General features: G+C 69.8%; 19 protein-coding genes. 13 read left to right on the plus strand and 6 right to left on the minus strand.

Annotation, left to right across the window (positions count from 1 at the left end):
• Position 1 precedes the first annotated feature (1 nt).
• The 4 genes from OG371_RS12445 (at position 2) to OG371_RS12460 (ending at position 5,232) form a co-directional block, all read left to right on the plus strand.
• On the plus strand, positions 2-1,771 hold the full coding sequence (locus tag OG371_RS12445) for a serine hydrolase (RefSeq protein ID WP_329068697.1): 1,770 nt from the start codon (positions 2-4) through the stop codon (positions 1,769-1,771).
• 211 nt (positions 1,772-1,982) lie between these two features.
• Positions 1,983-2,984, plus strand: coding sequence for a MurR/RpiR family transcriptional regulator (locus tag OG371_RS12450; protein WP_329068699.1), 1,002 nt, complete (start codon positions 1,983-1,985; stop codon positions 2,982-2,984).
• 17 nt (positions 2,985-3,001) lie between these two features.
• Entirely contained in the window at positions 3,002-3,931 is a 930-nt protein-coding gene (gene murQ / locus OG371_RS12455; protein WP_329068701.1) for an N-acetylmuramic acid 6-phosphate etherase, read from the plus strand.
• 188 nt (positions 3,932-4,119) lie between these two features.
• Positions 4,120-5,232: a HoxN/HupN/NixA family nickel/cobalt transporter gene (locus OG371_RS12460; RefSeq protein WP_329068703.1), complete on the plus strand. Its 1,113-nt coding sequence runs from the start codon at positions 4,120-4,122 to the stop codon at positions 5,230-5,232.
• A gap of 3 nt (positions 5,233-5,235) precedes the next feature.
• On the opposite strand, the gene OG371_RS12465 is transcribed toward OG371_RS12460, so the two are convergent.
• Together OG371_RS12465 and OG371_RS12470 are read right to left on the minus strand one after the other, a co-directional pair.
• A complete protein-coding gene (locus OG371_RS12465) occupies positions 5,236-5,958 on the minus strand; it encodes an oxidoreductase (RefSeq protein ID WP_329068705.1) in 723 nt (240 codons plus the stop codon).
• Positions 5,955-6,452: a phosphoribosyltransferase gene (locus OG371_RS12470; protein ID WP_329073026.1), complete on the minus strand. Its 498-nt coding sequence runs from the start codon at positions 6,450-6,452 to the stop codon at positions 5,955-5,957. The genes OG371_RS12465 and OG371_RS12470 overlap by 4 nt, the downstream gene beginning before the upstream one ends.
• A 116-nt stretch (positions 6,453-6,568) precedes the next feature.
• Here OG371_RS12470 and OG371_RS12475 point away from each other — a divergent pair, with 116 nt between their 5' ends.
• The 3 genes from OG371_RS12475 (at position 6,569) to OG371_RS12485 (ending at position 9,911) form a co-directional block, all read left to right on the plus strand.
• A complete protein-coding gene (locus tag OG371_RS12475) occupies positions 6,569-7,150 on the plus strand; it encodes a GNAT family N-acetyltransferase (protein WP_329068707.1) in 582 nt (193 codons plus the stop codon).
• 136 nt (positions 7,151-7,286) lie between these two features.
• On the plus strand, positions 7,287-9,266 hold the full coding sequence (gene acs / locus OG371_RS12480; RefSeq protein WP_329068709.1) for an acetate--CoA ligase: 1,980 nt from the start codon (positions 7,287-7,289) through the stop codon (positions 9,264-9,266).
• Positions 9,267-9,404: 138 nt separating this feature from the next.
• Positions 9,405-9,911 carry a DUF6319 family protein gene (locus OG371_RS12485; protein ID WP_329068711.1) on the plus strand — a complete coding sequence of 169 codons (507 nt, stop codon included), beginning with the start codon at positions 9,405-9,407 and terminating at the stop codon, positions 9,909-9,911.
• A 34-nt stretch (positions 9,912-9,945) separates the two neighbouring features.
• On the opposite strand, the gene OG371_RS12490 is transcribed toward OG371_RS12485, so the two are convergent.
• Genes OG371_RS12490 through OG371_RS12500 form a run of 3 tightly spaced genes read right to left on the minus strand, consistent with a single transcriptional unit; the run spans position 9,946 to position 11,935 of the window.
• Positions 9,946-10,290: a hypothetical protein gene (locus OG371_RS12490; RefSeq protein WP_329068713.1), complete on the minus strand. Its 345-nt coding sequence runs from the start codon at positions 10,288-10,290 to the stop codon at positions 9,946-9,948.
• 17 nt (positions 10,291-10,307) lie between these two features.
• Positions 10,308-10,643 (minus strand): cupin domain-containing protein, encoded by a 336-nt coding sequence (locus OG371_RS12495; RefSeq protein ID WP_329068715.1) that lies wholly within the window; start codon positions 10,641-10,643, stop codon positions 10,308-10,310.
• Entirely contained in the window at positions 10,640-11,935 is a 1,296-nt protein-coding gene (locus tag OG371_RS12500; RefSeq protein ID WP_329068717.1) for an MFS transporter, read from the minus strand. Before OG371_RS12500 ends, OG371_RS12495 begins: the two co-directional genes overlap by 4 nt.
• A 57-nt stretch (positions 11,936-11,992) precedes the next feature.
• Here OG371_RS12500 and OG371_RS12505 point away from each other — a divergent pair, with 57 nt between their 5' ends.
• From OG371_RS12505 to OG371_RS12515, 3 genes are all read left to right on the plus strand, one after another.
• Positions 11,993-12,658 (plus strand): DUF2848 domain-containing protein, encoded by a 666-nt coding sequence (locus OG371_RS12505; protein ID WP_442876107.1) that lies wholly within the window; start codon positions 11,993-11,995, stop codon positions 12,656-12,658.
• A gap of 133 nt (positions 12,659-12,791) precedes the next feature.
• Positions 12,792-13,517, plus strand: a complete 726-nt coding sequence (locus OG371_RS12510) for a VIT1/CCC1 transporter family protein (RefSeq protein ID WP_329068719.1) — start codon at positions 12,792-12,794, stop codon at positions 13,515-13,517.
• A 36-nt stretch (positions 13,518-13,553) separates the two neighbouring features.
• The gene (locus OG371_RS12515) at positions 13,554-13,985 is read left to right on the plus strand and encodes a pyridoxamine 5'-phosphate oxidase family protein (RefSeq protein ID WP_329068721.1); all 432 of its coding nucleotides are present in this window, start codon (positions 13,554-13,556) and stop codon (positions 13,983-13,985) included.
• Between the two features lie 48 nt (positions 13,986-14,033).
• Here the strand turns inward: OG371_RS12515 and OG371_RS12520 are convergent, their stop codons facing one another.
• Positions 14,034-15,491: a peptide MFS transporter gene (locus tag OG371_RS12520; RefSeq protein ID WP_329068724.1), complete on the minus strand. Its 1,458-nt coding sequence runs from the start codon at positions 15,489-15,491 to the stop codon at positions 14,034-14,036.
• 238 nt (positions 15,492-15,729) lie between these two features.
• Between OG371_RS12520 and nhaA the strand changes: the two genes are divergently transcribed.
• The 3 genes from nhaA to OG371_RS12535 all read left to right on the plus strand — a co-directional run bounded on the left by nhaA (position 15,730) and on the right by OG371_RS12535 (position 18,448).
• Entirely contained in the window at positions 15,730-16,911 is a 1,182-nt protein-coding gene (gene nhaA, locus OG371_RS12525) for a Na+/H+ antiporter NhaA (RefSeq protein WP_329073030.1), read from the plus strand.
• Positions 16,912-16,979: 68 nt separating this feature from the next.
• Positions 16,980-17,477, plus strand: a complete 498-nt coding sequence (locus tag OG371_RS12530) for a phage holin family protein (RefSeq protein ID WP_329068727.1) — start codon at positions 16,980-16,982, stop codon at positions 17,475-17,477.
• A gap of 38 nt (positions 17,478-17,515) precedes the next feature.
• A complete protein-coding gene (locus tag OG371_RS12535) occupies positions 17,516-18,448 on the plus strand; it encodes an alpha/beta fold hydrolase (protein ID WP_329068729.1) in 933 nt (310 codons plus the stop codon).
• The last annotated feature ends 9 nt before the right edge of the window (positions 18,449-18,457 follow it).

Consider the following 18,457-nt stretch of genomic DNA (forward strand, 5'->3'; position numbering starts at 1 on the left):
CATGCGTGCTAGGAAAGTGCTCGTCGCGACCCTCGGCGCCCTGGTCGCGGCCGCGACACTGACCAGTGCAGGAGCCGCCGCCATCACCACCGACAGCCACGACCCGCTGGCCGGGCGCTTCGACCGGCCGCGCCACGGGTTCGCCTCGCCCACCACGACGCTGCGCGAGGGGCGGCCGTCCGACGTCGGCCTCACCGACCAGCCGATCCGCGACGCCGAGCAGTTCCTGTCGGACTGGACCAAGCCGGACGCGACCGGGCACCCGCACTTCTCCGGCGCCGTGGGCCTGCTCGCGCACGACGGCGTGGTCGTGGACCGCTACGCCGTCGGCGGGGCCCTGCGCTACGCCGACGTGAACGGCACCGAGCTGCCGCCGGACCAGCAGGTCCCGATGCGCGACGACACGATCTTCGACATGGCGTCGATCTCGAAGCTGTTCACCTCGATCGCCGCGCTGCAGCTGATCGAGCAGGGCAAGGTGGACGTCAACGCGCCGGTCGCGCGCTACCTGCCGGAGTTCGCGGTGAACGGCAAGGGGGCGGTGACCGTCGAGCAGCTGCTGACGCACACGTCCGGCTTCGACGCCGACCCCGTGCCGTCGCTGTGGCAGGGCTATCCCGACATCCCGTCGCGCCGCAAGGCCGTGCTGGACAGCCCGCTGAAGAACGCGCCGGGCACCACCTACCTGTACTCCGACCTGAACATGCTCAACCTCGGCTTCCTGGTCGAGAAGCTCACTGGCGAACCGCTGGACAAGGTGGTCCACGACCGGATCACGGCGCCGCTGGGCATGGTCGACACGGGCTACAACCCGCCCGCTTCGAAGCTGAACCGGATCGCCGCCACCGAGTACGAGTCGAACCCGCCGCGCGGCCTGGTGCGCGGCCAGGTGCACGACGAAAACGCGTGGTCCCTCGGCGGGGTCGCCGGCCACGCGGGCGTCTTCTCCACGGCGAGCGACATGGCCGTGCTCAGCCAGGCCATCCTCAACGGCGGCGCCTACCGCGGCCACCGCATCCTCTCCCCGGACACGGTCGAGAAGATGCTGACGAACTACAACCAGAAGTTCCCCGACGACTCCCACGGCCTCGGCTTCGAGCTGGACCAGCCTTGGTACATGGGCGCGTTGTCCTCGCCGGTCACCGCGGGCCACACCGGCTTCACCGGGACGACGCTGGTGATCGACCCCGAGTCGCGCTCGTTCGCGCTGCTGCTGACCAACCGCGTGCACCCGACGCGCAACTGGGGCTCCATCAACACCGCGCGCCAGGTCTGGGCGACGTCGCTGGCGAAGGCGATGGCCGTGAAGCCCGTCGAAGGCCGCGACGCGTGGTACGCGGGCCTCGGCAACAGCAGCACGGCTACGCTGAGTACACAGCCTCTGACGCCGCGAGCCGGCGGGCCCCTTCAGGTGTCCTTCGCTGCCTTCGTGGACACGGAGGGGCCGACTGATCCATTACAGCTGGAATCGACCACCGACGGGGTTTCTTGGCAACCAGTCAAGCTCCGGGCGACCGGGCCGGGCGCACCGGCCGGGGAGGTGACGTCGCTCTCCGGGCACGGGCACCGCGCCTGGTGGCGCGTTACGGCCGAGGTGCCGGCGACGGGCGTTACAACGCTGCGCTGGCGTTACAGCACCGATCCGAAATACACCGGCCGCGGAGTTTCCCTGGACGGTGTGAAAGTCACCGAGCGCGGCCGGACGGTACTCGATGGTGAGCGGAATCCGTCGGCCCTGACCGCTTCCGGCTGGATTTTGACCGGTCGGTGACCGGCCGGTCACCAGGAGCCCACCATCGCGGCCCGCTCAGCGGGCCACCCACCCTGATGCAGCGACACTAAGTTGCCAAGTCGTTAGCTTGACCTCGTTAACAACCTCGACCTGGTTAGCGACTTTCTGGACAACGATTAATCGCAAATCGAAGTCCGCAGACACGGACGGGTTGCGATCCTGCCGAAGGATGTGGGTAGCCTTGTCGCAAATGCCAACGGTTAGTAACTTTCCGACGGTGGACGATGCCGAATCTGTAGTCATCACGGCACCGTCCGAGCACATCGCAGCTCAGCCGACTGTGCGTGACGCGGACTCGAGCCCGCTGGTCCGCATCCGGTCGCTGCTGCCGGGCCTCGCGCGAGCCGAGCAACGGGTCGCGAAGGTCGTGCTGGAGAACCCGGCCTCGGTCGCCAGACGCAGCATCACCGAGGTCGCGCTGTCGGCGAGCACCAGCGAGACCACGGTGACGCGCTTCTGCAAGGCGGTCGGCGTCGGCGGCTACCCGCAGCTGCGCATCGCGCTGGCCGCGGACACCGCCCGCACTGAGGCGCGCACCACGCGCAACCTCGGCGGCGAGATCGGCCCGGAGGATGACCTGGCCGCCGTGATCGGCAAGGTCAGCTTCGCCGACGCGCGCGCGGTCGAGGAGACCGCCGAGCAGCTCGACGTGGCGACCATGCAGCAGGTCATCGACCTGGTCGCGGGCGCCGGCCGCGTGGACGTGTACGGCGTGGGCGCGAGCGCCTTCGTCGCCGCCGACCTGCAGCAGAAGCTGCACCGCATCGGCCGCGTCTGCTTCGCGTGGTCCGACACGCACATCATGCTGACCTCGGCCGCGGTGCTGAGCCCGGGCGACGTCGCGATCGGCGTCTCGCACACTGGCGCGACCACCGACACCGTCGAGGCGCTGCGGGTCGCGCGCGAGCACGGCGCCGTCACCGTCGCGGTGACGAACTTCCCGCGCTCCCCGATCACCGAAGTGGCCGACCACGTGCTGACCACGGCGGCGCGCGAGACCACGTTCCGCTCCGGGGCCACGGCGAGCCGGATCGCCCAGCTCACCGTCATCGACTGCCTGTTCATCGGTGTCGCCCAGCGGCACATGGACGCCTCGGTCAGCGCACTGGACGCGACGAGGGACGCGGTCGGCTCGCACCGGCTCGGGGTCAGGCCCGACGGTCGCCGCCGTCCGCGGGAAACCGGTAAGTGAACCGAGAAGTGAGGCGCATGATGTCCGTCCCCTGCCAGGCGGTGCACGTCGATTCGCCGACCGAACAACGGAATCCCCGCACCACGGACATCGACCTGATGTCCACGATGGGGATCCTCGGCGCCATCAACGCCGAGGACCGCCGGGTGCCCGACGCGGTGGCCGCGGTGCTGCCGCAGCTGGCGCGCGCCGTGGACTACGCGGTGGAGGCCCTGCACGGCGGCGGGCGGGTGCACTACGTCGGGGCCGGCACGTCCGGCCGGCTGGCGACGCTGGACGCGGCCGAGCTGGTGCCGACGTTCAACGTGCCGCCGGACTGGTTCGTCGCGCACCACGCGGGCGGCGAGAAGGCCCTGCGCCAGGCCGTGGAGAACGCCGAGGACGACGAGGAGGCGGGCGCGGCCGAGCTGGCCGCGGTCGTCCGCCCCGGCGACTTCGTGCTCGGCCTGGCCGCGTCCGGCCGCACGCCGTTCGTCCTCGGCGCGCTCAAGGCAGCCAACCGGGCCGGCGCGCACACCGGGCTGGTCTCGGCCAACCCGAGCGCGGCCAAGCCGGCCGGGGTCGACGTGCTGATCGCCGTGGCCACCGGGGCCGAGGTGATCGCGGGCTCCACCCGGATGAAGGCGGGCACCGCGCAGAAGCTGATCCTCACCGCCTTCTCCACGGCGACGATGATCAAGCTGGGCAAGACCTATTCGAACCTGATGGTCAGCATGCGCGCCACCAACGCGAAGCTGCGCGGCCGCACGATCCGCATCCTGCAGGAGGCCACCGGCATGACCATGGCCGACTGCTCGGACGCGCTGACCGAGGCGGGCGGCGACCTCAAGACCGCGCTGGTGCACCTGCTGTCGGGCTCCGACGTCGGCCGCTCCGCCGAGGCACTGGAGGCCACCGGCGGGCACGTCCGCAAGGCACTGGACACCCTCCGGCTGCGAGCCGGCTGACCACTACCTGAACCGGCACGCGCGGGGGCAGCGCGCTGGTGCCGTCAAGGCCTCCTTACCCGCGTCCCACGCCGGTAAGGAGGCCTTAACCGCGTCTGGCGCCGGCAAGGGCGTCCGGGGGCCTATTGCGGTTCATCTGTTCACCTGCCTAACCTCTCAGGTGTTGTCGGCGAGAGGCGTGAGCGGCGATGGACGAGTCGGACAGCGGCGCACAGCCGGGCCTGTCCCGGGCGGAATGGGCGTCGATCGCCGGGATGGCCGGGGTCGTGCTGCTGTTGAACCTGGTCGGCTGGGGCCTGCTCGTGCTGGTCGTCGCGCCGCAGCACTACGCGCTCGGGGCGTCCGGCGCGTTCGGGATCGGGCTCGGCGTCACGGCCTTCACGCTCGGCATGCGGCACGCGTTCGACGCCGACCACATCGCCGCCATCGACAACACCACCCGCAAGCTGATGTCCGACGGCCAGCGCCCGCTGTCGGTCGGGTTCTGGTTCTCGCTCGGCCATTCGACGATCGTGTTCGCGCTGTGCCTGCTGCTTTCGCTGGGCGTGCGCGCGCTGGCCGGCCAGCTGGAGGACGACTCGTCGACGCTGCACGAGACGACGGGCCTGATCGGCACGTCCGTCTCGGGGGTTTTCCTCTACCTCATCGCGATCATGAACCTGGTGGTGCTGATCGGGATCATCCGCGTCTTCGCGAAGATGCGCCGCGGCGAGCTGGACGAGGCCGCGCTGGAGCGCCACCTCGACAACCGCGGCTTCATGAACCGCTTGCTGCGCGGTGCGACGAAGGCCGTGCGCAAGCCGTGGCACATCTACCCCGTGGGCCTGCTGTTCGGGCTCGGCTTCGACACCGCCACCGAGATCGGGCTGCTCGTGCTCGCGGCGGGCGCGGCGGCGTTCGCGCTGCCCTGGTACGCGATTCTCGTGCTGCCGATCCTGTTCGCCGCCGGGATGAGCCTGTTCGACGCCGCCGACGGGGTGTTCATGAACTTCGCCTACGGCTGGGCGTTCGCCCGGCCGATCCGCAAGATCTACTACAACATCACCGTGACGGCGCTGTCCGTGGCCGTCGCGCTGGTGATCGGGACCGTCGAGCTGGTCTCGATCCTGGCCGAGAAGCTCGACATCACCCACGGCCCGCTCGCCGCGATCGCCGCGGTGAACCTGGACTACGTCGGCTTCGCCATCATCGGCCTGTTCGTGGTGACCTGGCTGCTGGCGCTGGCGGTCTGGCGGTTCGGCCGGATCGAGGAGAAATGGTCCGCGCGGCTGAGCACCACCACCGAGCCCGCGCAGCCGTAACGGCTATCCGGCCGCCGAAGAGATGCTGCGGGCTTCACTGGCCCCGGTTTCGAAGGCCTCGCAACAGAACAGCAGCCAGTCGCGCACGCCGTCCGGGCTGCCGCCGGCGAACCCTGCGGCCAGCTCGACGTACTTCGGCACCCGCCGGAAGAACGCCACCTCGGGCACAGTCAGCGCCTTCGGGTCGAGGCCGGTCGCGATCATCGACAGCCGGGCCGCCGCGCGGGCGACCACCCCGTCCGCGGAGCCGAACGGTTGCAGCGCAAGCAATTCCCCGTGCACCACGGCCGTGAGGACCGGGCCGGGCACCGTCGTCGCGCCGGTGATCAGCTGGGCCAGCAGCTCCAGCCGCGAGCCGCCGGCGCGCGGGCGGCCGAGCGCGTCGGGATCGTCGACGAGGTCCGAAGCGGCGAGGACGTGCAGCCGGGCCAGCGCCTGCAACGGCGCCCGCCGCCACGTCGGCAGCAGTGCTTCCAGCGACTCGGCAACGCGCAGGGAACCGGCCAGCAGCGGGTCCGTCACCGCGCCGTCAGCAGGCAGCTCCGGGTTCGCGCCGTCGATGCCGGCCGACGCGCGCGCCGCCCGGACCGACGCCTCGGCCGCCGTCTCCGCGCCACCACGCAGGTTCGCGGGCAGCCGGTGGACGGCGAACACCGCGTCCTGCGCCGACTTCGCCGCCGCCGCAACGCCTTCGAGCGCCAGCAACGGCTTCAGCGGATCGGTCATGCGTCGAGCACCTGACCCTCGCGCTTGACCACGGGCGGCAGCACCGACCACGGGAAGTTGATCCACCGGTCGGTCTTGCGCCACACGTACTCGGCCTTGACCGTCGAGGTCGGCTTCTCGTAGATCACCGCGCACCGGACGTCGGCCACGTGGTCGGCGCAGAAGTCGCGGACCAGCTTGAGCGTGGCGCCGGTGTCGGCCACGTCGTCGGTGACGAGCACCTTCTTGCGCGTGAGGTCCACGACGTTCGGCACCGGCGGCAGCATCACCGGCAGGTCGAGGCGCTGGTCGATGCCGGTGTAGAACTCGACGTTCATCACGTGCAGGTTCTTCACGTCCAGCGCGTAACCGAGCGCGCCGGCGACGAAGAGACCGCCGCGCGCGATGGAGAGGATGAGGTCGGGCGCGAACCCGTCCGCCGCCACCTCCTCGGCCAGCTCCCTGCTGGCCGAGCCGAACAACTCCCAGGTGAGCTCTTCCCGCTCTTCGGCCATGTCCCCGCCCTCTCGCTCGATCGTTCCCGCGAGCATAAGCATCGGCCAAGTGGACTGTTGAAACGAGCTGAAAATGGCTCTTATGAGGAGCCACATGCAGGTCGTAGCTTGAGTCCATGAGCGACTGGAGCGAGCACCCGACCCTGTCCGGCCGTCACGTGCGCCTCGAGCCGCTTTCGCCGGACCACGCGAAGGGCCTCTTCGAAGCCGCGCAGGATCCCGGCATCTGGTCCTGGATGAGCCAGCGGATGCCCGAGGACGTGGCCGCGGCGGAGCTGATGGTCGAGACCGCGCTGGCCGAGCCGGGACGATTCGCGTGGGCCCAGATCGACGTCGCGTCCGGCCGGGTCGCGGGCTCCACGTCGTACTACCAGATCGTGGCCAAACACCGGATCCTGTCGATCGGGCACACCTGGCTCGGACCGGACTGGCAGCGGACCGCGCTCAACACCGAGGCGAAGTTCCTGTTGCTGCGCAACGCTTTCGAGGTGCTCGGCGCCCAGCGCGTCGCGTGGGAGACCGACAGCCGGAACCTCCGTTCGCAGCGCGCGATCGAACGGCTCGGCGCGCTGCGCGAGGGCCTGCTGCGCGCGCACCGCATCCGCCCGGACGGCAGTTCGCGCGACACGGTGCTGTATTCGATGACCGACGCTGAATGGCCCGGGGTCCGCGCCCGACTGCTGGCCCGGCTCGGCTGACCGGCTTGTGAGTGTTTATGACGGTTAGAACCGTCATAAACACTCACGAGCAACGCTGCTGCAACCTTGTCCTGGGCGGACTAACGTCGCTAGCGTGCCGTGAGCCGCGGGTTCGCACTACAGGAGGCCTTGCACCATGACCGAGCAGTCCCCAGCGTTGGACAATCTGCTCAACGAGAGCCGTACGTTTCCCCCGAGCGACGAATTCGCTGCTCAGGCCAACGCCAAGGCCGAGCTGTACGCGAAAGCGGACGCCGACCGGGAGCAGTTCTGGGCCGAGCAGGCTGAACGGCTGACCTGGGACACGAAGTGGTCCCAGGTATTGGACTGGACCAATGCCCCGTTCGCGAAGTGGTTCGTCGGCGGGAAGCTGAACGTCGCATACAACTGTGTCGACCGCCACGTCGAGGCCGGCCACGGCGAGCAGGTGGCGATCCACTGGGTCGGCGAGCCCGGCGACACCCGCGACATCACGTACGCGCAGTTGCAGGACGAGGTGTCCAAGGCCGCGAACGCCCTGACGTCACTGGGCGTGAAGGCCGGCGACGTGATCGCGATCCAGTTGCAGATGATCCCCGAGGCCATCTTCGCGATGCTCGCCTGCGCCCGGATCGGCGCGCTGCACAGCGTGGTCTTCGGCGGCTTCTCCCCGACCGCGCTGCGGGCCCGGGTGGACGACGCCGCGGCGAAGATCGTGATCACCTCCGACGGCCAGTACCGCCGCGGCAAGGCCGCGCCGATGAAGGCCAATGTGGACGAGGCGCTCGAGGGCGCCGAGACCGTGGAGAAGGTCATCGTGGTCCGCCGCACCGGCTCGGACCTCGAGGGCGAGGTGCCGTGGACCGACGAGCGCGACCTGTGGTGGCACGAGCTCGTGGACGGCCAGTCCGCCGAGCACACGCCCGAGGCGTTCGACGCCGAGCACCCGCTGTTCATCCTGTACACCTCGGGCACCACCGGGCGGCCGAAGGGCATCCTGCACACCTCCGGCGGCTACCTCACCCAGACCGCGTACACGCACCACAACGTGTTCGACCACAAGCCGGGCGAGGACGTCTACTGGTGCACCGCCGACATCGGCTGGATCACCGGGCACAGCTACATCGTCTACGGCCCGCTAGCGAACCGCGTCACGCAGGTCGTCTACGAAGGCACGCCGAACACCCCGCACGAGGGCCGGCACTGGGAGATCATCCAGAAGTACAAGGTCTCCATCTACTACACCGCGCCGACGCTGATCCGCACGTTCATGAAGTGGGGCGCGCAGATCCCGGCCGAGTACGACCTGTCGTCGCTGCGCGTGCTGGGCTCGGTCGGCGAGCCGATCAACCCCGAGGCGTGGATCTGGTACCGCGAGACCATCGGCGCGAACTCCGCGCCGATCGTCGACACCTGGTGGCAGACCGAGACCGGCGCGATCATGATCTCGCCGCTGCCGGGCGTCACGTCAACGAAGCCGGGCTCGGCGCAGCGGGCGCTGCCGGGCATCTCCGCGAAGGTCGTCGACGACCAGGCCCAGGAGGTCGGCAAGGGGGGCGGCGGGTACCTGGTGCTGGACCAGCCGTGGCCGTCGATGCTGCGCGGGATCTGGGGCGACAACGAGCGTTACCGGGAGACGTACTGGTCGCGGTTCGCCGAGCAGGGCTTCTACTTCGCCGGCGACGGCGCGAAGTACGACGCCGACGGTGACATCTGGCTGCTCGGCCGGGTCGACGACGTGATGAACGTGTCCGGCCACCGCATCTCGACCACCGAGGTCGAGTCCGCCCTGGTCTCGCACCCGACGGTGGCCGAGGCGGCCGTGGTCGGCGCTTCCGACCCGACCACCGGGCAGGGCATCGTGGCGTTCGTGATCCTGCGCGGCAACGCGGTGGACGGCGGCGACGAGGCGATCCAGGCCCTGCGCAACCACGTGGCCAAGGAGATCGGCCCGATCGCGAAGCCGCGGCAGATCATGGTGGTGCCGGAGCTGCCGAAGACCCGCTCGGGCAAGATCATGCGGCGCCTGCTCCGTGACGTCGCGGAGAACCGGCAGGTCGGCGACGTCACCACGCTGGCCGACTCGTCGGTGATGGACCTCATCTCCTCCGGCCTGCAGTCGGGCAAGGAGGAGTAAGTTCTTCGCGGTTGGCAGGGGCGCACCCGCTCGGGGGCGCCCCTGCCCGCATGATTACCCCGAATGGCGGCCATCGAACGCTTGTTCTAAGATGTGCCGCTGTACCCCACCCCAGATCCGGGCAAGGAGACGACACGTATGACCGTGGAAGCCTTGACGCACGACGAGGACACTGCGGCCGAAGCGGTGACGGCGTCAGCGCCGCAGGCCGCGGACGCCCCGGCAGTCACCGAGCCCACGTCCTCGACTTCGTCACCGGAGCCGTCCGCGGACTCGGCCTCGACCTCCGCTTCGGCTGAGGAGAAGCCGGCCGAGGAGGCGCCGAAGCCGAAGCGCGGGCGTCCCAAGGCCACCGCCGCGTCGGCGGCGAAGAAGACCCGCACGGTGGAGCTGATCCTCACCGTCACCGGCACGGCCGACGGCGAGTGGCAGGCCGAGCTGAAGAACGGCAGCAAGTGGGTCGCGAAGGGCCTGGAGATCCCGGCCGCCGCCGTCTCGCGCGCGGCGAAGGAGCTGCACTCCGACCTGTCCGGCCCGATCGACGAGGTCATCAACCAGGCCCGTGACGCGCAGGCCGCGAAGGTCGCGCAGCTCGAGGCCGAGCTCGAGGCCGCCAAGCAGGCTTTGGCGGACCTCGACGTCTGACGTTCTGTGTTGCGCGGGAAGGCCCGGCGTCCCTTCAAGGGGTGCCGGGCTTTCTCATCTCCGCCTCGACGAAGCCGAGCCGCCGGTTCATCCCGATCGCGGCCGTGTTCCGCGGGTGGTGGAACGTCCGGAGCCACTGGTGCCCGGACGCGCGGACGAACCCGATGGCCGGCAGTTTCAGCGCCAGCGACAGGCCTCGCCTGCGGCACGGGGCGAGGACACCCGTCATCTCGGTGAAGCACTCCGCGGGGTGCTTCGACGTCGCGGACATGCCAACCCACCCGCCGCCGTCGATCGCGAGTACGACCCCCTCCGGCACGAAGCCGGGGACTTCGATGTACTCGTCATAGCTGTAGAACTCGCCGTGGAATCCCGTCACGTCCAGTTCGAGCCGCCTCAGGCGAGTGGCGGCTGTTCCGGCAGCGGTGACTTGAACTCGACCCACGTACTGTCCACAATGGCCTCAACGTGGTGCGTCACCCCGCGCGGGTGCAGGATCGACTCCCCCGGCCGCAGCGAAGCTTCGACGCCGCCGACCATGCCCGTCAGGTGGCCTTCGAGCAGGTAGACGATGCTGTCGTGGTCGTGGCTGTGCGGGGGCGAGGCCACGCCGGCCGGGTAGTGGATCTCGTAGGCCAGGCCGCTCGGCGCGCGTTGCAGCTCGCGCACGCGGCCGGTGCCGCCGAGCAGCGGGCGACCCTCCACTGTAGACAGAGCGTGCCACTCGCTCACTCCGGATCCCTGCCGCCCCTGGCGATCAGCACCCCGACGAGGCTCACGACGGCGGTGACGGCGAGGTAGCACGCCACCGCGACCCAGGTGTCGTAACCCGCGAGCAGGGCGGTGAACAACAGCGGCGCCGGAGCTCCGCCGATTACGCCGGCGAGAGTGTAGGCCAGCGAGCTGCCGGTGTAGCGCAGCCGTTCCGAGAACTGCTCGGTGACGAGGGCGGCCTGCGGGCCGTAAAGCGCCGAGTGGATGACCAGCGCCAGCAGCACGCCGATGATCAACGCGGCGAACGAGCCGGCGCCCACCATCGGGAAGAACACAAACGGCCAGATCCCCGCCGCGATCACCGCCACCAGGGTCAGCCCACGCCGTGAAACCCGGTCCGAAAGCGCGCCGAACGCCGGGATCAGCACGAGCTGCAGCGCCGAGCCGATCATCACCGCCGCGAGGCCCTGGCCGCGGGAAAGCGTTGTGTGCGAAGTGATGTACGTGAGGACGAAGACGGTGAAGAGCGCGTACAGCACGTCCGGGCACACCCGCACCAGCACGGCGGCGGCGAGCGCGCGGCGCTCCTCGCGGAAGACCTCCGAGATCGGCGCGGACGGGCGTTCGCCGAGTTCCGCGATGCGGCGGAACACCGGCGTCTCCTCCAGCTTCAGCCGGATCCATAGGCCGAACCCGACCAGCGCGCCGGACAGCAGGAACGCCACGCGCCAGCCCCACGACGTGAACTGCGCGTCGGTGAGCAGGGCGGCGAGCAGCGCCAGGACGCCGTTGGCCAGCAGGTTTCCGGCCGGCGGGCCGATCTGCGCGGCGGACGCCCAGAACCCGCGTTTCGCCGGATCACCGAACTCACTGGACAGCAGCACGGCGCCGCCCCACTCGCCGCCGATTCCCACGCCCTGCGCGAACCGCAGCGCGACGAGCAGGATGGCCGCGAAGCCGCCGACAGCCGCGTACGTGGGCAGCAAGCCGATGAGGAACGTGCTCACGCCTGTGAGGATCAGCGTCACGACGAGCACGCGCTTGCGCCCCAGCCGGTCGCCGAGCCGGCCGAACACGAAGCCGCCGAGCGGACGTGCGAGATAGCCGACCGCGTACGTCGAGAACGCGGCCATGGTGCCCGCGAGCGCGTCGCCGGAGGGGAAGAAGAGGTGGCCGAAGATGGTCGCCGACGCCACCGAGTAGGCCGCGAAGTCGTACCACTCGAGGGCAGTGCCGGACAGGCTGGCCGCGAACGCGCGGCGGAGGGAGCGGCGGTCAGCGCCCGGCGCCGTGGTGACGTCTGGTGTCATAGTGCGGATATACTCCATGTATACACGACCTGACGCAAGACTCCCGGAGGTATTCGGATGCTGCGCTTCACCCTGCCCGACGGCACGGAGGCGGAAACGCCCGTACACACGCTGCTGAACGCCGGCTACGCGGGCCGCAGCCAGGACGACGTGGCGGCGCACGTGAAAGAGCTGGCTGAGCTGGGCGTTCCCGCGCCGAAGGTGACTCCCGCGCTGTACCCGGTGGCGCCGTACCTGGCGATGCAGACGGACTCCGTGCCGGCCCAACACGCCCGCACCTCCGGCGAGGCGGAGTGGGCGCTGGTCGTCACGCCGTCCGACGTGCTGCTGACCGCGGCCTGCGACCACACCGACCGGGCACTGGAGGTGCACGGGGTGGCGTGGAGCAAAAACGCGGGCCCGGACGTGCTGGCCCGCCGAGCGTGGCGCCTCTCGGATGTCGCCGACCACCTGGACACCCTCCGCCTCACCGCGCACGTCGACGGCGCCCTCCTGCAGGACGGCACCCTGGCCGAGCTGCTGACCCCCGCGTACTGGCTCGACGAGCTGCGCGCCCGCGGCCTGGCCACCCCGGGCACCGTGCTGCTGTCCGGCACCATCCCGATGGACCCGGCCGTCGACCAGTTCGGCACCCACTGGCAGGTCACCCTCACCGACCCCGAGACCGACGCGGTGATCGACCTCGCCTACGACGTGCGGCTGCTGCCGGAGCCGACGGAGTAAACCGGGGCTGCCAGGGAACGGGTTACCCGGATAAGGCAAGGCAAAAATAACCGAGGACACCCTTCCTTAACCGGATCAACGCCACAAAACCAGGATCTCGCAAACCTCCCCATTCCGTGTTTCACTATTCATCGTGACCGAGACGATGGACGCCGCTGAGGCGCATGCGCATGAGCCGCACGAGGGGATCGGGGGGAAGCTGAACTGGTTGCGGGCCGGGGTTCTCGGGGCGAACGACGGGATCGTGTCCGTCGCCGGGATCGTGGTGGGGGTCGCGGGGGCGACGGTGAACAGCACGGCGATCCTCACTGCCGGAATTGCCGGACTGGTGGCCGGCGCGTTTTCGATGGCCGGTGGGGAATACGTCAGCGTCAGCACCCAGCGCGACACCGAACAGGCGTTGCTGCAGCTCGAGAAGCAAGAGCTGAAATCAATGCCCGAGGCCGAGGAACGGGAACTCGCGCAAATCTACGAAGGCAAGGGCCTTTCGCCCGAGCTGGCCGCGCAGGTGGCGCGTGAGCTGACCGCGAAGGACGCGTTCCAGGCGCACGCCGAGGCCGAGCTGGGCATCGACCCGGACAACCTCACCAGCCCGTGGCAGGCGGCGTGGGCCTCGCTGCTCGCGTTCTCCGTCGGGGCGCTGCTGCCGTTGCTGGCGATCGCCTGGGCGAGCGTGTCGGTCCGGGTCTGGGCCTGCGCGGCGGCCGTGGTCGTCGGCCTCACCCTGACCGGGTTCGTCAGCGCGAAGCTCGGTGACGCGAAGGTGGGGCGCGCGATCCTGCGCAACGTCGGCGTCGGCGCCCTGACCATGCTCGTCACGTATTTCGTCGGGGTGCTGTTCGGTACCACCGTCGGCTGAGGGAACAGCCCGGACGGCGAGGGTGTTGCGCGTTACATGCCGAAGCCATTCAGTGATGCCGACCGAGACGAATTCCTCGCCGGCGCGCACATCGCCGTGCTGTCCGTCGCCGCCGATGACGGCCGCCCGCCGGCGAGCGTGCCGATTTGGTACGACTACACCCCGGGCGGCGATTTCGTGATCAACACCGGCGCCAGACACCGCAAGTCCCGGCTCATCCGGAAGGCCGGCGTGGTGACGCTGGTCGTGCAGCGCGAGGAACCGCCCTACCAGTACGTCATCGTCGAGGGCACCGTGGTCGACGCCGCCACGCCGTCGCCGTTGTCCGCCCGGGAGGCCATCGCCATCCGCTACTTCGGCGAGGAAGGCGGGCGCGAGTTCGCCGACCGCATGGACGGCACCGCCAGCGTGCTGTTCACCATCCGCCCCGACCGCTGGACCACCGCGGACTACTCCGGCGACTTCTGACCGGCACGCGAGTGGCGGCCCGGCCGGGGCCGCCACTCGCGCACGGACCTAGTGCACGCCCTTCATCAACCGCCGGATGAACGGGATGAGCGCGAACAGCGCCAGCCCGATCACGATCGCGACCCCGCCGATGATGCTGAAGTACGGCGTCTCGTTGTCCACCGAGTACGACTCGGCGAGCTTGCCCGACATTGCCGTGCCCAGTGAGACGGACAGGAAGTTCAGCGCCACCATCTGCGTCCGGAACGCCTCCGGTGCGAGCTTCGTCGACAGCGACAGCCCGACCGGCGAAAGCATCAGCTCCGCAATCGTGAACACCAGCAGGATGCCGGCCAGCGCGATCAATGGGCTGCCGTTCTTCCCGGTGTTCACCATCGGCAGGAACAGCAGGAACGCCGCGCCCATCAGCACGGTGCCGAGCACGAACTTCATCGGCGTCGACGGCTGCTTCGGGCCGAGCTTGACCCAGATCGCGGCGATCACCGGGGCGAACACGATGATGAACACCGGGTTGATCGAGTTGACCCAGGACACCGGCATCGTCCAGCCGAACAGGCCGCGGTCGAGCCGCTGGTCCGCGTAGGCCGCGACCACAGTGGACTGCTGCTGGTACAGCGAGAAGAACGCCGCGCTGGCGATGTACATCGGGATGAACGAGAACACCCGGCTGCGCTCTTCCGAGGTGATCTTCCGGCTGGTAAGGATCATCACGAAGTAGCCGATCGAAATGGCCACCACGACGTAGACGACCACGTCCGCGAGGTTGTCCGGCGTGATCACCCCCGAGATGATGAGCACCGCGATCACGGCGACGATCAGCACGGCGCCGGCGATGGTCATCAGGCGCTTCGAGGCGGGCAGCGGGTTCGGGATCTCCGACGCCCGCGCGCCCAGGTTCTTGCGGCCGATCGTGTACTGGGTCAGGCCCAGCGCCATGCCGATCGCGGCCAGGCCGAAGCCGAGGTGGAAGCCGACCTCCTGCTGCGCGAGGCCGGTGAGCAGCGGGCCGATGAACCCGCCGAGGTTGATGCCCATGTAGAAGATCGTGAAGCCGGCGTCGCGGCGCTCGTCACCCTCGGCGTAGAGCGTGCCGACGACGGCGGTCGCGTTGGCCTTCAGCCCGCCCGAGCCGATGGCGACGAGCGCGAGGCCGACGCCGATGCCGGTCAGCCCCGGCAGCAGCGCCAGGCTGATGTGGCCGAGCATGATCAGGATCGCGCTGTAGAACAGCGTCCGCTCGGAGCCCAGCAGCCGGTCGGCCACCCACGCCCCGATCACGGAGCACAGGTAGACCGTGCCGCCGTACGCGCCGACGATGCCCAGCGCGGCGCTCTGGTCGATGCCGAGCCCGCCCTGGTCGACCTTGTAATAAAGGTAGATCGCGAGAATGCCGAGCATCCCGTAGTACGAGAACCGCTCCCACATCTCGACGCCGAAGAGGTTCGCCAGCCCTCGTGGGTGCCCGAAGAACCTCGTGTCCTGCTGGACCTCGTTGGAGGTACTCACAACTTTTCGTCCCTGCTCTAGACAACGCTGTCGTGCTCGATTCGCATGCTAGAAGGCGAACTGGTGAACGGGACACCAGCACCGGGTGTGGGGAGGGTCATGATGATCACGGGACACGCCCGATCGTGCGTTAAAATGTCGTCAATGGTGCGCCGGGAAGTCTGGTCGGCAACGGTGTTCGTGTTGCCCGCCCGCTTCTCGGAGGTTCTTGCCTGTGATCGCTTCCCGCCCGGCCCGGATGGCCACTGAATTCGCCCGTTACCTGCGCACCGAGACCACCGGCGGGATCATCCTGCTGGTGGCCACCGCGGTCGCGCTGATCTGGGCGAACTCGCCGCTCGGTGACGTTTACCAGTCGGTGCGCGACTTCCGCATCGGTCCCGGCTTCCTGCACCTGAACCTGTCGATCGGAGACTGGGCGAAGGACGGCTTGCTCGCCCTGTTCTTCTTCGTCGCCGGGCTGGAGCTCAAGCGCGAACTCGTGGTCGGCGAGCTGTCCCGGTTCAAGCAGGCGGTGCTGCCGGTGATCGCGGCGGTCGGCGGCATGGTCGTGCCCGCGGTCTTCGCGCTGGCCGTGGTCTGGGGCTCGCCGGGCGCCGACCGCGCGTGGGCCATCCCGGTGGCCACGGACATCGCGTTCGCCCTCGGGGTGCTGGCGCTGACGGCGTCGAACCTGCCGAGCAGCGCGCGCGTCTTCCTGCTGTCCCTGGCGGTGGTCGACGACCTGGGCGCGATCCTGGTGATCGCCATCGTGTTCACCACGGGGTTCAATTTCGTCGCGGCGGGCATCGCGGTTGTCGCGCTCGCGCTGTACGCATTCCTTCAGCACAAGCGCGTGCGCACGGCGTGGCTGTACGTGCCGCTCGCGCTGATCGTGTGGGTCGCGGTGCACTCGGCGGGCATCCACGCGACGATCGCCGGCGTCGCGCTCGGCCTGCTCACACGAGTGCGGCCGGACGAGGGCGAAGCCGAATCACCCGCGCTGCGCCTGGAACACCGGCTTCAGCCGTGGTCGGCTGCCGTCGCGGTGCCGCTCTTCGCGCTCTTCGCCGCGGGTATCTCGGTGAGCGTTCACGCGCTGGGCGAAGTCTTCACCACGGCGTTGCCGCTGGCCGTCCTGATCGGACTGATCGGCGGGAAGTTCGTCGGCATCCTCGGCGCGAGCCTGCTGGCCGTCCGGCTCCGCATCGCCGAAAAACCCAGCGGCACGGGCTGGCGCGACATCGCCGCGCTGGCTCTGCTCGGCGGCGTCGGGTTCACCGTGAGCCTGCTGATCGCCGATCTGGCGCTTGAAGGCGAGGCTGCAGAACTCGCGAAGGCGGCCGTGCTGATCGCCTCGGCGATCGCCTCGCTGGCCGCCGCGGCGCTGCTGGTCCGGCGCAGCCGGGCCCACGCACGGGCTGACACCGGCGAAGACTGACGCAGCCGATCCCGACACTCCCGGCAGTCCGTCGCGCCCGGGGATCGGGTCCGTGGCACGATGACCCGGTGAGCAGCCCCAAACACGAGCGAACCGGCCCCGACGGCGTGGGGGCCGTGCCCTACCTGCCCCTCTCCAGCGATGAGGAGGCCGCGGCGGGCGAGCAGTCCATCGGCAAGCTGGTCGGCGACGCCACACAGCACATTTCGACGCTGGTCCGGGCCGAGGTCGAGCTGGCGAAGTCGGAGCTGATCGGCGAGGTGAAGAAGGCGCTGAAGGGCGCTGTCTTCTTCCTGATCGCGCTGGCCGTGCTGCTCTACAGCACGTACTTCCTCTTCCTCTTCGTGGCGGAGATCCTGTCCGACTGGTGGGGCGTGCGCTGGCCGGCGTTCCTCACCGTGTTCGGCCTGATGCTGATCACCACGCTGGTCACGGCGTTCATCGGCTGGCGCAAGGTGAAGAAGCTGAAGGCGCCGGAGCGCACCATCGGCAGCGTCAAGGAGACGGCCGCGGCGCTGAAGCCGCGCCGCGCCGCCGAAGACGACCTGCCCGCGACCAGCGCCTGACCCGGCGCCGGCGTTCCCTCGCTGAGGCGGTGCACGCGGTGTCGTCCAAGCCCGATCCGTCGATCGTCCGCACCGACGGCCCGTGGACGCACCGTGACGTCTCCGCCAACGGCATCCGGCTGCACGTCGCCGAGGCGGGCGACGGGCCGCTGGTCCTTTTCCTGCACGGGTTCGGCGAGTTCTGGTGGGCCTGGCACCACCAGCTGCCCGCGCTGGCCGAGGCGGGCTACCGCGCCGTCGCCGTCGACCTGCGCGGCTACGGCGACTCCGACAAACCCCCGCGCGGCTACGACGCGTGGACGCTCGCCGGTGACGTCGGTGGCCTGATCAAAGCCCTCGGCGCCCGTCGCGCCCATCTCGTCGGCCACGCCTGGGGCGGGATGCTCGCCTGGACGGTGGCCGCCCTGCACCCCCGGCTCGTCGCCTCCGTGACGGCCGTCGGCGCGGCGCACCCGCTGGCGCTGAAGTCCGCGGTCAAGCGCTCCGCGTGGCACGTCCGCCGCAGCCAGGCCCGCGCCGTCGGGCACCTGTTCCGCTTCCAGGTGCCGATGGCGCCGGAGAAGTGGCTGGTGCGCGACAGCGCCGCGGCGGTCGAGGGGCTCTTCCACTCCTGGTCCGGCCCCGGCTGGCGGTCCTCACCGGACTTCGCCGTGAGCGCCGGCCGGTTCCGCCAGGCGATGCTGGTGCCGGGCGTCGCGCACTCCGCGCTGGAGTACTACCGCTGGGCCTTCCGCGCCCAGTTCCGCGGCGAGGGCAGGCGGTTCACCGACGCGGTGGACAAACGCGTGGCCGCGCCCCTGCTGCAGCTGCACGGCGCCGTGGACACCTGCATCGTCCCGGAGACCGCGCTGGAATCCGTGCACTGGGCCGGGCCGCACACCGAGCCCCGGATCTGGAACGGCATCGGGCACTTCCCGCACCTCGAAGACCCGGACCGCGTGACGAAGTCCATTGTGGACTTCATCGGCTGACCGGTCGCC

Source organism: Amycolatopsis sp. NBC_01480, assembly GCF_036227205.1.
Lineage (GTDB): Bacteria > Actinomycetota > Actinomycetes > Mycobacteriales > Pseudonocardiaceae > Amycolatopsis.